This is a genomic window from Salibaculum griseiflavum (assembly GCF_003129565.1).
In the GTDB taxonomy this organism is placed as follows: domain Bacteria; phylum Pseudomonadota; class Alphaproteobacteria; order Rhodobacterales; family Rhodobacteraceae; genus Salibaculum; species Salibaculum griseiflavum.
On the sequence record NZ_QETF01000022.1, the window covers coordinates 1 to 13,729 of the forward strand.

Annotated in this window: 10 protein-coding genes; 4 read left to right on the plus strand and 6 right to left on the minus strand. The window is 64.8% G+C overall.

Annotation, left to right across the window (positions count from 1 at the left end; genetic code table 11):
- Positions 1-217: 217 nt before the first annotated feature.
- The 6 genes from DFK10_RS14770 to DFK10_RS14795 form a co-directional block, all read right to left on the minus strand.
- Entirely contained in the window at positions 218-751 is a 534-nt protein-coding gene (locus DFK10_RS14770; RefSeq protein WP_109389804.1) for an isopentenyl-diphosphate Delta-isomerase, read from the minus strand.
- Entirely contained in the window at positions 748-1,932 is a 1,185-nt protein-coding gene (locus DFK10_RS14775; protein ID WP_109389805.1) for a geranylgeranyl diphosphate reductase, read from the minus strand. Before DFK10_RS14775 ends, DFK10_RS14770 begins: the two co-directional genes overlap by 4 nt.
- A 3-nt stretch (positions 1,933-1,935) precedes the next feature.
- Positions 1,936-3,228: a BCD family MFS transporter gene (locus DFK10_RS14780; protein WP_109389806.1), complete on the minus strand. Its 1,293-nt coding sequence runs from the start codon at positions 3,226-3,228 to the stop codon at positions 1,936-1,938.
- Positions 3,225-4,136 carry a chlorophyll synthase ChlG gene (gene chlG, locus DFK10_RS14785; RefSeq protein ID WP_109389807.1) on the minus strand — a complete coding sequence of 304 codons (912 nt, stop codon included), beginning with the start codon at positions 4,134-4,136 and terminating at the stop codon, positions 3,225-3,227. The genes DFK10_RS14780 and chlG overlap by 4 nt, the downstream gene beginning before the upstream one ends.
- A gap of 82 nt (positions 4,137-4,218) precedes the next feature.
- Entirely contained in the window at positions 4,219-5,649 is a 1,431-nt protein-coding gene (gene ppsR, locus DFK10_RS14790; protein ID WP_268952267.1) for a transcriptional regulator PpsR, read from the minus strand.
- 33 nt (positions 5,650-5,682) lie between these two features.
- Positions 5,683-6,480 (minus strand): cobalamin B12-binding domain-containing protein, encoded by a 798-nt coding sequence (locus tag DFK10_RS14795; protein ID WP_109389808.1) that lies wholly within the window; start codon positions 6,478-6,480, stop codon positions 5,683-5,685.
- A 356-nt stretch (positions 6,481-6,836) separates the two neighbouring features.
- Here DFK10_RS14795 and bchF point away from each other — a divergent pair, with 356 nt between their 5' ends.
- Genes bchF through DFK10_RS14815 form a run of 4 tightly spaced genes read left to right on the plus strand, consistent with a single transcriptional unit; the run spans position 6,837 to position 13,696 of the window.
- Positions 6,837-7,325: a 2-vinyl bacteriochlorophyllide hydratase gene (gene bchF, locus DFK10_RS14800; protein ID WP_109389857.1), complete on the plus strand. Its 489-nt coding sequence runs from the start codon at positions 6,837-6,839 to the stop codon at positions 7,323-7,325.
- Complete coding sequence (locus tag DFK10_RS14805; RefSeq protein ID WP_109389809.1) at positions 7,322-8,608, plus strand: ferredoxin:protochlorophyllide reductase (ATP-dependent) subunit N; 1,287 nt, start codon at positions 7,322-7,324, stop codon at positions 8,606-8,608. Before bchF ends, DFK10_RS14805 begins: the two co-directional genes overlap by 4 nt.
- On the plus strand, positions 8,605-10,131 hold the full coding sequence (gene bchB / locus DFK10_RS14810; protein WP_109389810.1) for a ferredoxin:protochlorophyllide reductase (ATP-dependent) subunit B: 1,527 nt from the start codon (positions 8,605-8,607) through the stop codon (positions 10,129-10,131). Before DFK10_RS14805 ends, bchB begins: the two co-directional genes overlap by 4 nt.
- The gene (locus tag DFK10_RS14815; protein WP_109389811.1) at positions 10,121-13,696 is read left to right on the plus strand and encodes a magnesium chelatase subunit H; all 3,576 of its coding nucleotides are present in this window, start codon (positions 10,121-10,123) and stop codon (positions 13,694-13,696) included. Before bchB ends, DFK10_RS14815 begins: the two co-directional genes overlap by 11 nt.
- Positions 13,697-13,729 lie beyond the last annotated feature (33 nt).

The window sequence follows — 13,729 nt, forward strand, 5'->3', positions numbered from 1 at the left end:
AAACGAAAAACCATGCTCACCCGGCGCTTGCGCCACGAAACTGAAACCGCATAAACTCAATCAAGGATGAGCCAGAGCCTCCAAACGGAAAACCGCTCAAATGTCCCAAATTATCTGACGACGCACAGTCTCGATGACCGTATGAGCACAAGAGCTTGACGAATGGCAGTTCTAGATTGGCAATTTGGTCGTCGGAGATCGCTTCGTCTTCATCGAGTCAGGCGAAGATCTGGCCCGCGTGACGGTCGAGGTAGATGCGCAGCCAGGGGGTGAAGTCCTCGGGGCGGCGCCGTACCGCGTCCTCCAGCTGGCGCAGGGGCATCCAGTCCACGGCCATGACCTCTTCGGGGTTGGGGGTCACGATGGGGCGCGCGGCCACCCGCGCCAGGAACAGGTCCACGACCTCGTGCTCGACGAGATCGCCGCCAACGTCGGCGCGGTATTCCACCTGACCCTGATGGTACAGGTCGAGCCCGCTTAAGCCCAGTTCCTCGTCCAACCGCCGCGTGGCGCATTCCAGCGGCGACTCGCCCCAGTGTGGATGCGTGCAGCAAGCATTTGCCCAGAGACCCGGCGTGTGATACTTCGCCAGCGCCCGGCGCTGCAATAGCAGGTCTTCGCCGAATTGCACGAAGACCGAAACGGCCTTGTGCCGCAGCCCCTCGCGGTGGACCCTCATCTTGTCGAGCGCCACCAGATCACCACCCAGCCAAGCGGGGATCATCGCGGCATTTGGCGGCAGGGTAGTCATGTGAACTCCGGACGCACCAGGCGGGTGAGGTGGGCTAGGTTCTTAAGCCCGATCCGCAAATGTGCCATGGGCCGGGCGCGCACCAGTGCCTTGTTCATATAGGCCTCAAAGGTCAGGCGCTGCACGTCCACGTCGTGGCACAGGGACACGAACCGTTCGCGCCGCTCGTCCGAGCAGTAGTAGGCTTTCTGCATACTTGCCAGCACGCGGAAGACCGTCCTGTGTTCGCGCATGAATAGCTGCCGGGCCAGCCGCAGATCGCGCGCACGCCCCGTTTGCAGGCAGGCGGCAGCGGCGGTGGCGGCCAACCGCCCGCCGACCATGGCGTAATAGATTCCCTCGCCCGAACTGGGGGCGACGACCCCGGCGGCATCACCCGCCAGCACCACGTCACGCCCGTTGTCCCAACGCTCCAGAGGCTGCAACGGGATCGGCGCGCCTTCGCGCCGGATCGTTGGGCAGTCGGCCAACCCGCTGGCCGCGCGCAGGTCGGCGGTGGCCTGTTTCAGATCAACGTCGTGCACGAGTGAGCCCATGCCGACGCTCGCCTTGTTGCCGTGCGGAAAGACCCAGCCATAGAAGTCGGGCGAGATGCGTCCGTTATAGACCACATCGCAGCGGTCGGGGTGGTACTGCCCTACCGGGCCGGGCGCCTCGATGATTTCGTGATAGGCGACGACGTAGGGAATGCGATCGCCGCCTTCGACCTCGTCGCGCGCGACCTTGGACCGCGCGCCATCCGCACCGATCACCAACCGCGCCGACAGGCCGCGGGTCTCGCCGCTGTCGCGGTCGCGGTAGTGGACGCGGGGGTGACCACCCGCGCGATCGATGGATTGGTAAGTGCCGGTCAGGCGCATGGCGCCGGCCTCCGCGGCGCGCGCGCGCAGGAATTCGTCGAAATCCTCGCGGTCGACCATGCCGACGAAGCCGTTCTCGATCGGAATATCCACCCGCCGGCCGCTTGGGGCGATCATCCGCGCGGTAGTGATCCGGGCGACAAGCAGGTCCTGGGGGATGGCGAAATCCGCGATCAGCCGGGGCGGGATGGCCCCGCCACAGGGTTTGATCCGCCCGGCTCGGTCGAGCAAGGCGACGCTGTGCCCCGAGCGGGCCAGGTCCTCGGCGGCGATGGCCCCGCTCGGCCCGCCTCCCACCACGATAACATCGACATCAGGCATGGATCATTCCCCCGGAACGGCCAGGGGCGCATTGCGGCCCTGGCTATGTGCGATAACCCGCTGGCCCATCAGAGCCGCGAGCACGAAGAGCGCCGCCTCGAACAGGAAGACCGTGCCGAAGGCCGCGCTGTCCTCGACCAGTAGCCGCCGCATCACGTCCACGGCCGCCGCCCCCAGCAGCCCGCCGAAACCTGCGGCGACCGCCTGCGCAGCGCCCCATAGGCCCATGCGCGTTCCTTCGCGTGCGTCGCGCCCCTGCCCGGCAAGCGCCATCATCGATCCGATGGCCGCGACAGCGAACATGCCATTGAAATAACCCAGAGTGACAACGGCCCCGGTCAGAGCGCCCGAAAGGGCCAACGGCCCCAGCGCGGAGATCGCCGCGAGGCTGGCCGCCGACCCCAGGCACCCGGCAACGACCCAATGCCGCAACGACCCTAGGCGGAACCCGGTGGCAGCGATGCCCACGGTGAGCATTCCAAGAAAGACCCCGCCGTTCTGCGCCCCGCTGAGCGACGTGGATTGCCCAGGCGTGAAGCCGAAAACCAACCCGGCATAGGGTTCGAGAATAAGTTCCTGCATGAAATAGGCCGTCATGGACAGGAAGACGAAAATCGTGAAATTGCGTGCTTTCCGCTCTCCCCAAACCTCCTGGAGCCCGGCCACGAAACCTTGCGGGTTGGGCTCTGGTTCGGCGGGGGCGACGCGGGATTCGATGCCCCAGACGGTCAGCGTGGTCAGGACGACGGCGCCGAGGGTGACGATACCCACGATGCGCAGCAGCAGCTGAGGCGTATAGGGATCGAGGAAGGCCCCGACGATGCCGGCCGTGACGGCGATCCCGGCGATCATCATCAGCCATGTGATCGTGGCCGCGGCGCCGCGGCGGTGTGGTGCCGTCGCGGTGGCCAAAAGGGCCAGAAGGGAAGTACCCGAGGCCCCCACCCCGACGCCGATCAGCGCATAGGCGGCAACGGACAGCGCCATCCCGGCGGCAAAGCTCGCCTCCAGCAGCACGACCCCGTACGCCGCGCCATAGGCGCCCAGCGCCAGCGCGCCCATGCCGCCGATGACCCAACGGGTGCGATGCCCGCCTGTATCGGACAGGAAGCCCCAGTTGGGCCGGGTGATCTGGATACCGTAATGCAGCGCCACCAGGAACCCGGGCAGCACGGCGGGCAGCGCCAGCTCGACCACCATCAGGCGGTTGAGCGTCGACGTGGTCAGAACCACCACCGCACCCAGCGCCATCTGCACCAACCCGAGACGTACGATCGAAAGCCAGCTTAGGGTCATGACATCCCTTCCATGTTGCGCAGTGCGAAGGCGGCGACCATCATGCCGCTGACATAAAGGCTCACGCCCGTCGCGTTGTACCAGGGGGCGCGGCCCTTCGGATCGGTCAGCAGGACGCGCATCGCCAGAACCTGTGCCGCCAGCAGAACAGCGATGACAAGCGCGTGCACGGGCCGCCCCCAGCTCAGCAACAATGCGATCACCGCAACCTGCGGCAGCCCCATGACCCAACAGGCCACCCGTGCGGCCCGTTCCGGGCCCAGCGTGACCGGCAGAGAATTCACCCCGGTCTGGCGGTCGCCTTCCAAAGCCTTGAAATCATTGAGTGTCATGATGCCATGCGCCCCAATGGCATAGAGCAGCGCAATGGCCACCGTGGTCAGAGGTGGCGCTCCTGCTGCCAGCACGGCTGCCCCGGTGAACCACGGCAGCCCCTCGTAACACAGCCCGACCAGGCCTGGCCCCCAGACACCGGACCGCTTCAGGCGAATGGGCTCGGCCGAATACGCCCAGGCGGCGGCGACACCGAAGACGGTCGCGCCGAAGCCCCAGGGCCCCAACACCGTGCCCAGAGCCAGCGCAAGAGCAGTGATGCAAAGCGCGATCCAGAGTCCCCAGCGCCCGGGAATCTGCCCCGAGGGAATGGGGCGGTCAGGTTCGTTGATGGCATCCACGTCGCGGTCGCACCAATCATTTGCCGCCTGGCTCATGCCGCAGACCACCGGGCCGGCCAACACCATCCCCACCAGCACCGCCAACGGCGCCGTGCCGGGGGCGACTCCCGAGGCGACAACACCACAGAGATAGGCCCAGATCGGCGGAAACCAGGTCACCGGCTTTAGCAGCGTGAGCACGGCCCGCGGGCGGGACAACCGCCGCGATGTATGTAATGTTTCACTGACACTCATGTGTCAACTAAACTATACAACGCAGATTCTTGAAAGGGTTTTCTTGCTATCGCGCCCGGATTGGGCGCACGGCCTGCCGCCGCTAGCCGTCGTCGGCCGGCTTCAGCAATCCGTACTTGCGAAGCTTCACGTAGAGACTCTGCCGAGACAGGCCAAGCATCTCGGCGGCGGCCACGCGATTGTTATCAGTCAACTGCACGGCGGTTTCGATGCACAGCTTCTCAACAACTTCCGATGTCGCCGAGACCAACTCCTTGAGTGACTCCGTCCCTACAAGGTCCATGACGTTCTGCATCGCTTCGTCACTGACCATGACATTGGATTTCTCGACCTCGGGCATCTGGCGACTGGACACGTCGCGGATGATCATGCCGAACCCCGTCTCGCCGCCCTGTTGGCGCAGGCGCGCCACCGAAATATCGACCGGGGCCCGCATCCCCAGCGTGCTTTTGAACTGGGCCGAATAGTGGCTCATCCGCCCGGCCTTGGTCGCACTTTCGAGGATCAGCTTGAGGTCGACACTGCCGCGCGACAGGAACTCGGAAACCGATTGCCCCTGCACGTCGCGTATCTGGTTGGCATCGGCCATCATCAGGAACGCTTCATTCGCCTCCCGGACATTCCCGGCGGCGTCCGTCACGATGATCGCATCGGAAGTCGAGGAATAGAGGTCGTGCAAAAGGCGGCCGAATTCCGGACCCGCCGCCGCGCCATCTTCGACCGGATCAAAACGGCAAAGCAGGACGAAGTCTCCGGCGATCCGGAAATACCGAGGCCGAAGGATGAGGGCGCGGCCATTGCGACGCGCGACAACTTCGACTCCACGTTCCGATCCGGACGCGGCCGCCGCGCGCAACGCTTCCATGAATTCGCCTCGGCGCCGTCCGTCGAACGCCTGCGCGAGAATATTGCCGGCAAGGGTCTCGGGCGTGCTGCCCAAGAGCGATGCCGCACTGGAATTGATTTCCTGGATCTGCGCGGTGTCGGCATCGAGAACGACGAGCGAGGTTTCGGACTCCTCGAAGACGATGCGGAAAAGCGTCTGGCCCGCGCGCAACTTCTGTTGATCAAGTTCGCGCGCCCGTTGCTCCTGCAACAGCCGCTGCTGAACCTCGGCCAGGGGCTGCATATCACGACCGAAAAGCAGGACACCGCCCTGATCCGCGACCAGATGCATGGTGTAACGCACCGGGAATTCCCAAGTGGCGTTGTCTTCGTGATTCAATTCCATCGGCCGGTGGGGCGCATCTGGCTTGGCCAGCAAGTCCTTGAGCCGTTTGGACATCTTCTCGACACTCTCGCGGGTCAGGAAGCTGTCAAACTTGCGTCCGACCCAGTGATCGAGGCAGCCAAGCGACGGGCAATCCGGGTTGACGGTTATTCCCAAAACTTCGCCGTCCAAGGCAATGAAGACTGCAATATCCGCGGCCTGTTCTATCAATCCGGGAACAGAGCCGAGCTCTGGCAACCGTCCGACCGAAATCTTTTCTCGCTCCCGGTCCTGCCTACTCAATGTCGCTCTCCCGTTACCACGGCCGTTCAGACCCTAAGGGTTCAGTTGATCTAGGGCCAACTCCTGAGAGATAGACATAAGCCCTGCTCGTTCAATAGCCTCACGCACTGTCTTGACGGCGAAGTCAACGCCTGTCCGCCGTTCGATTGCGGCCGGATCTTCGACAACATGCCCGCCCAGTACGACAGGTGGGCAGTGGTCCAAACCGGCGCGGAGATAATTGACAAACTCGGCCGACTTTTCAACTGAGTTTGACGAAGACGCCGACAACCCGATCAAGGAGAAGCGGCCCGTCGCCACCAGATCGATGAGTTCTCCACCGTTCAGTGCGATCGCCATGTGAACCCAGAGACCATGTCGCCGAAACTGATCTGCAGCAACGAATGCCCCAAGCGAATGATCCTCGTAAGGCGGAACGACCATCAAGACCGACTGCCCGAGAGGGATACTGCGGTCCAGCCCCCTGCCCTCTTCGACTTCCCGCAACAAGGACTGCATCCTTGCCGCGCCAACCGTTACATCGACAAAACTGGCACGATCACTGACCCACATCTCTCCGAGATAGCGCGCGACGGCCGGGATATAGGTCTGATAGACCTCATCCGAACTAACCCCGTTTGCGATCAGCGAAGAGATCGCCGCCTTGTGGCTGGTCTCGCTTTCCGAGACCATCGCCGAAGCAAGATGGGCAACCCATTCGCTGCGGGTGCTGGGCTTTTCATCCTGATTGGTCGAGGCAACGGTCCTAAGGGCGGACTCGACCAGATATCGGATGGTTGGCTCTCGCCCCTTCGAAACCTCCAGCCCATCAAGTGATTTCTTACCAGACATGCGCCCCTCCAGACGGTCACGCGTGCGAGCAAATCGTGGCACCGCACCTCCTCCAGGTGAGATTTAGCTTGAGTTTCACGGGGTCAAATGTCAATTTTTATTGACAGCTTGGGGCCTGAGCGGCCCGAAAGAAGCTGATCCGGAAGGACATTTTCTCTGCGCAGCCCCGCCAATTATCAACTTAAATCTTGAGTGATAATCGATCTGGCGGCGAAAACCGGTCTATGGAGACCATTTCTCAGGTGACAATTTGAGCATACATTCGACCCAAGCCCTTGTGTAAGTTTTAGTTGACACCATGCGCGCACAGAACCTAGCATCAGGGCAATCCTCACACCGTCTGCCCAGAGGTTATGATGCCGATTTCGGCGCAGAGAAATTCAAAACCCGGCCCGCTTTACACAGCCGCTCAACGCCGTCGCCGCGACGAAAGCGTCTGGACGCTGGTTCAAGGGGTGCTCGCTCCACTTCAGTTTCTCGTCTTCCTCGTGTCGCTCGCCTTGGTGCTGCGTTACCTTACAACCGGCGCGGGCTACGAGGTCGCGACCTGGTCGATCCTGCTCAAGACCGGCGTGCTCTATCTGATCATGGTCACTGGGGCGATCTGGGAGAAAGTCGTTTTCGATCAGTACCTTTTCGCCCCGGCCTTCTTCTGGGAGGACGTCTTCAGCTTTGCCGTGATCGGGCTTCACACCGCCTACGTCTGGGCGCTCTTCGCGGGTGGAATGACCCCGGTTTCGCTGATGTGGCTGGCGCTGGCCGCCTATGCCGCCTACGTCGTAAATGCCGGGCAATTCCTGCTGAAGTTGCGCGCCGCGCGCCTGCAGTCCGGGGCCCCGGCATGACCCGCCACAGCCCCCCGCCCCCGACCATGGGCTGCAGCGATGCACCGGTCCTGAAAGAGCGTGGCCAGCACGAAGTATTCTGCGGCCTGACGGGAATCATCTGGCTGCACCGCAAGATGCAGGACGCCTTCTTCCTCGTCGTGGGCAGTCGCACCTGTGCGCATCTCCTGCAAAGCGCTGCCGGGGTGATGATTTTCGCCGAACCCCGGTTCGGCACCGCCATCCTGGAGGAGAGCGATCTGGCCGGGCTGGCCGACGCGCAAGACGAGCTTGAGCGCGAAGTCGACCGCCTGCTGGCACGCCGCACCGATATTCGCCAGCTCTTCCTGGTGGGGTCCTGCCCATCCGAGGTGATCAAGCTGGACCTGTCGCGCGCCGCCGAGCGGCTCAGTGCACGCCACGGGCCGAAGGTGAGGGTGCTGAACTATTCGGGCTCGGGCATCGAGACGACCTTCACGGAAGGCGAAGATGCTTGCCTGGCCGCAATGGTGCCCGCCCTGCCCGCAACCGATCAGCGCCAGTTGATGATGGTCGGCGCCCTGCCGGACGTGGCCGAAGATCAGGCGCTGGACCTGCTGGGCCGGATCGGTATCGACAACATCACCGTCCTACCCGCCCGACACGCCGACGCCCGGGTCGGCGTCGGCCCGAACACAAGTTTCGCCCTGACACAGCCTTTCCTGGGTGGCACCCATTCCGCCCTGGAAAGACGCGGGGCGCGTCATATTCCCGCGCCGTTCCCGCTCGGCGAAGAGGGCACCACCGCGTGGCTTCGCGCCGTTGCGCGGGATTTCGGCATCGACCAGGCGCGTGTCGATGCCGTGATCGACGCGCCCCGCGCACGCGCCCGCAAAGCGGTGGCCAAGGCCGCCGATTCGCTGGCCGGCAAGACAGTTTTCTTCTTCCCCGACAGCCAGATGGAAATCCCGCTGGCCCGGTTCCTGACCCGGGAATGCGGGATGGAGGCCGTCGAGGTCGGCACACCCTATATCCACAAGGCACTGGTCGCGCCCGACCTGGAGCTGCTGGCCGAGGGTCCGGTGATCTCAGAAGGGCAGGATGTCGAGAAACAGCTCGACCGATGCCGCACCGCGCGCCCCGACCTGACGGTCTGTGGGCTTGGACTGGCCAATCCGCTCGAGTCCGAGGGCATGACCACCAAATGGGCCATCGAACTGGTTTTCACCCCGGTGCATTTCTACGAACAGGCCGGGGATCTCGCGGGGCTCTTCTCTCGACCCCTGCACCGCCGCGACAGGCTCAAGCTCGAGGCGGCGGAATGAAGCTCTCGGTATGGACATACGAAGGCCCGCCGCATGTCGGTGCCCTGCGTGTGGCCACGGCCATGACTGGCCTGCATTACGTCTTGCACGCGCCGCAGGGCGACACCTATGCGGACTTGCTGTTCACCATGATCGAGCGCCGCGACCACCGCCCGCCGGTGACCTACACGACCTTCCAGGCCCGCGACCTTGGATCCGACACCGCCAATCTCTTCAAGACTGCCTGCGAAGCCGCCTTTGATCGCTTCCAGCCGCAGGCGATGATCGTCGGTGCTTCTTGCACAGCGGAACTGATCCAGGACGATCCGGGCGGCATGGCCCAAACCATGGGCATGCCCATTCCCGTCATCCCGCTGGAGCTGCCCAGCTACCAGCGCAAAGAGAACTTTGGCGCCGACGAGACCCTGTTCCAGTTGGTCCGCCGACTGGCCGAACCGATGCAGCGGACGGACCGGATCACCGCCAACCTGATCGGCCCGACCGCGCTGGGCTTTCGCCATCGCGACGACATCACCGAGGTGACCGCCCTGCTGGAAGAAATGGGGATAGCGGTCAATGTCTGCGCGCCCTACGGGGCCAGCCCCAAGGACCTGACCCGACTGGGCGCCGCGCATTTCAACGTGCTGATGTATCCCGAAACCGGTGAAGCGGCCTGCCGCTGGATGGAACGGGAGTTGAAGCAGCCTTTCACCAAGACCGTGCCCATCGGTGTGGGCGCCACGCGCGATTTCGTCGCCGAGGTGGCCAAGATCACCGGGCTGGACGCGCGGCTTGACGAAACCCGCCTGCGGCTGCCGTGGTATTCGGCCTCGGTCGACTCGACCTACCTGACAGGCAAGCGAGTATTCATTTTCGGCGACGGCACCCATGTTGCGGCCGCCGCGCGGATTGCCCGCGACGAGATGGGTTTCGAGGTAGTCGGCCTTGGCTGCTACAACCGCGAGATGGCCCGCAAGATACGTGCGCTGGCCAATGAGTTCGGCGTCCCAGCCCTGATCTCGGACGATCACCTGGACGTGGAAGCCGCCATCGCCGAGGCCGCGCCGGAACTGATCCTTGGCACACAGATGGAACGCCACATCGGCAAGCGGCTGGGCATTCCCTGCGCTGTCATCTCGGCCCCCGTGCACGTGCAGGACTTCCCTGCCCGCTATAGCCCGCAGATGGGGCTGGAAGGTGCCAATGTTATCTTCGACACTTGGGTCCACCCGCTGGTCATGGGATTGGAAGAGCACCTTCTGACCATGTTCCGCGAGGATTTCGAGTTTCACGACGACGCCGGCCCCAGCCATCAAGGCGGCGCCCACGCTCGGCGCGAAGCGACGGACACGCCGGCACAAGACGCCCCCGACGAGGCCGGAAACGTAATCTGGATGGACGCGGCCGAGCGGGAGTTGAAGAAAATCCCCTTCTTCGTGCGCGGCAAGGCCAAGCGCAACACCGAGGCTTTCGCCAATGAGCGCGGCCTCGACGAGATCAGTGTCGATACACTTTACGAAGCGAAGGCTCATTATGCGCGATGACGTTGCAATGACCCCCGGGCATGCCCCTTATCGCGTGGTGATCCTGACGCTGGATTCCCATTCCGCCGGGCCCTGTGCGCGGGTGGCCGAAAGGCTGGGCGCGGATTTCCCCGGGCTGGAGCTGAGCGTCCATGCCGCCGCCGAATGGGGCGAAAGCGAAACCGCTCTGCAAGAGGCGCGCCGCGCCATCGCAACCGGCGATATCGTCATCGCCAACCTGTTGTTCCTGGAAGAACACGTTCAGGCGATCCTGTCCGACCTGCAGGCGCGTCGGGATCACTGCGACGCCATGGCTGGGCTGATCGCCGACGGCCAGATCGTGAAATGCACCCGCATGGGCACGCTGGACATGGCCGCTCCGGAAAGCAGCACCGCGAAACTTCTGAAGAAACTGCGCGGTGGCAAGAGCGGGTCCAAGACCGATGACGGCGCGCGCAAGATGAAGATGCTGCGCCGCCTGCCACGCATCCTGCGGCTGATCCCCGGCAAGGCCCAGGACCTGCGCGCGTGGTTCCTAACCATGCAATACTGGCTGGGTGCCTCGGACGACAACATCGAGGCGATGGTCCGTTTCCTCGTCTCGCGCTACAGCCGCCTCGACGACTGGCGCGGTGCCCAGGCCCCGGCGCCGCTGGAATACCCCGAAACCGGGCTCTACCATCCCGACCTGGCCGACCGCATCACCACCGATCCCGCTGCGCTGCCCTCCCCCGCCGAACCGAAGGCGACTGTCGGGCTGCTCATGATGCGGTCCTACGTGCTGGCTGGCGACACCGCACATTACGACGCGGTGATCCGAGCGCTGGAGGCTCGGGGCCTGCGGGTTCTGCCAGCCTATGCCGGGGGTCTTGATGGCCGCCCGGCGATCGAGGCCTTCTTTCGCGATCACCACGGCGCAACCATCGACACGCTGCTGTCGCTCACCGGCTTCAGCCTTGTTGGCGGGCCGGCCTACAACGACACGGACGCCGCGGTCGAGACACTCAAGGCGCTGGATGTGCCCTATGTCGCCGCCCATCCACTGGAATTCCAGACGCTTGGACAGTGGGCCGCTTCCCAAGGCGGCCTCGGCCCGATCGAGACGACCATGCTGATCGCCCTGCCGGAACTGGACGGCGCGACCGCGCCGACGGTCTTCGCCGGACGTCACGGGCCGGGTGGCTGCACGGGCTGCAACCGGGCCTGCGCAGACACGTCCATGATCAAGGAGATGGCCCCCTGCCCCGAACGGGTCGAGACGCTGGCCGACCGCGTCGCCCGCCAGGCCGCGCTGCGCCGCTCCCGCGTGGCCGAGCGCCGCGTTGGCGTGGTGCTCTTCGGGTTTCCGCCCAACGCGGGCGCGGCCGGTACGGCGGCCTACCTCGATGTCTTCGCATCTCTCCACAACACCCTGCACGCCATGGCCGCGCGCGGCTACGACCTGACCCCGCCCGAGAGCGTCGAGGCCCTGCGGGCGGCCGTCTTGCACGGGAGCGCCCAGCAATACGGGCAAGAGGCCAATGTCGCCGCCCATGTCCCGGCAGAGGACATGGTCGCCAACACGCCCTGGCTGGACGAGATCGAGGCACAGTGGGGCGCCGCCCCGGGGCGCGTGCAATCCGACGGGCGCGACGTTTTCGTGCTGGGTGCGCAGTTCGGCAAGGTCTTCGTGGGCCTGCAGCCGGCCTTTGGCTACGAAGGCGACCCGATGCGGCTTCTGTTCGAGCGCGGCTTCGCCCCGACCCATGCCTTCGCGCAGTTCTACCTATGGCTGCGCCAATCTTTCAAAGCCGATGTGTTGCTGCATTTCGGCATGCACGGGGCGCTGGAATTCATGCCGGGCAAGCAGGCCGGGCCAGGTGCGGCCTGCTGGCCCGACCGGCTGATCGGCGACATGCCGAATGTCTACCTCTACGCCTCCAACAACCCTTCGGAGGCGACGCTGGCCAAACGCCGCGCGGGGGCCGTGACAGTCAGTCACCTGACGCCTCCGCTGGCCGCCTCGGGGCTCTACAAGGCACTGGGCGAGCTCAAGGACAGCCTGACCCGTTGGCGCGAGATGTCCCCCGGCGCGCCCGAGCGTGACGAGTTGGAGGCGCTGATTGCCGACCAGGCCGAGGCGGTGGACATGGGCGGCGAAGCGCCCGATGCGCTCTGGCTGCGGTTGCTGGAAACCGAGGACGCGCTGATCCCCGATGGCCTGCACGTTCTGGGCCGCGCCATGCGCGATGACGCCCGCGCCGACTATCTGGACCTGATGCCAGAGAGCGACCCCGAGACCCGAGCCCGCGTCGACGCCCTTCTGCAAGGCGATAGCGAGATTCCGGCCCTGCTCCGCGCGCTGGATGGCCGCTTTACCCCGCCGGTTCCCGGTGGCGACCTGATCCGGGCCCCCGAGATCCTGCCCACGGGTCGTAACATCCATGCATTCGATCCGTTCCGGATGCCCACCGCCTTTGCCTGCCGCGAGGGCGCGAAACAGGCAGACCTTCTGCTGCAAACCCATGCCAGCCTGCCGCGCAGCGTGGCGCTCGTGCTCTGGGGCTCCGACAACATCAAGTCCGACGGGGCGCCCATGGCGCAGGCCCTGGCGCTGATCGGGGCACAGCCGCGCTTCGACAGCTTCGGGCGGCTGTCCGGGGCAGACCTGGTCCCGCTGGAAACCCTGGGTCGGCCCCGTATCGACGTGATCATGACGCTGTCGGGCATCTTCCGCGACCTGCTGCCCCTGCAGACCCGGCTGCTTGCCGAGGCTGCGCACAAGGCCGCCCATGCGGACGAACCGCTCGACCAGAACTATATCCGTGCCAACGCACTGGCCTATGCCGAGAAGATCGGCTGCGACCTGGACACCGCCGCCCTGCGCGTCTTTTCCAATGCCGAGGGCGCCTATGGTTCCAATGTCAACCAGTTGGTCGACAGTTCCGCCTTCGGCGACGAGGACGAACTGGCCGACGCCTACGAGGCCCGCAAGAGCTTTGCTTACGGCGTGGACGGCAGGCCGGCGCAGCAAACCGCATTGCTGCAACAGGCGCTTGGCACCGTGGATGTCGCCTACCAGAACCTTGAATCGGTGGAGTTGGGCGTGACCACGGTGGACCACTACTTCGACACGCTGGGCGGGATTTCCCGGGCGGTGAAACGCGCCCGCCAGGGCGAAGATGCCGCCGTCTACATCTCGGACACCACCCGTGGCGCGGGCAAGGTCCGCAGCCTGGCCGACCAGGTGGCGCTTGAGACACGCTCGCGCTCGCTCAACCCCAAGTTCCACGAAGCATTGCTGAGTCATGGTGCCGAGGGCGTGCGCCAGATCGAAAGCCACCTGACCAACACGCTCGGCTGGTCCGCCACCACCGGCCAGGTGGCGCCCTGGGTGTACCAGCGGATGTCAGAAACGTTCGTTCTGGACGAGGCGATGCGCCAGAGGATGAGCGAGCTCAACCCGGTGGCCTCCTCGCGTATGGCCAATCGGCTGCTCGAGGCCCACGAGCGCGCCTACTGGGCGCCCGACGACGATACCTTGGCCGCGCTGCGCGATGCGGCCGACGCCTTGGAAGACCGCCTCGAAGGCGTGGCGGCGGAATGACCACGACCTGCCGGGACACACCCGGTGGGGGCA

Excerpts from the sequence above, each read along its gene's own strand:
- DFK10_RS14770 (WP_109389804.1), bottom strand. The coding sequence starts at position 751 with ATGACTACCCTGCCGCCAAATGCCGCGATGATCCCCGCTTGGCTGGGT.
- DFK10_RS14775 (WP_109389805.1), bottom strand. The coding sequence starts at position 1,932 with ATGCCTGATGTCGATGTTATCGTGGTGGGAGGCGGGCCGAGCGGGGCC.
- DFK10_RS14780 (WP_109389806.1), bottom strand. The coding sequence starts at position 3,228 with ATGACCCTAAGCTGGCTTTCGATCGTACGTCTCGGGTTGGTGCAGATG.
- chlG (WP_109389807.1), bottom strand. The coding sequence starts at position 4,136 with ATGAGTGTCAGTGAAACATTACATACATCGCGGCGGTTGTCCCGCCCG.
- DFK10_RS14795 (WP_109389808.1), bottom strand. The coding sequence starts at position 6,480 with ATGTCTGGTAAGAAATCACTTGATGGGCTGGAGGTTTCGAAGGGGCGA.
- bchF (WP_109389857.1), top strand. The coding sequence starts at position 6,837 with ATGCCGATTTCGGCGCAGAGAAATTCAAAACCCGGCCCGCTTTACACA.
- DFK10_RS14805 (WP_109389809.1), top strand. The coding sequence starts at position 7,322 with ATGACCCGCCACAGCCCCCCGCCCCCGACCATGGGCTGCAGCGATGCA.
- bchB (WP_109389810.1), top strand. The coding sequence starts at position 8,605 with ATGAAGCTCTCGGTATGGACATACGAAGGCCCGCCGCATGTCGGTGCC.
- DFK10_RS14815 (WP_109389811.1), top strand. The coding sequence starts at position 10,121 with ATGCGCGATGACGTTGCAATGACCCCCGGGCATGCCCCTTATCGCGTG.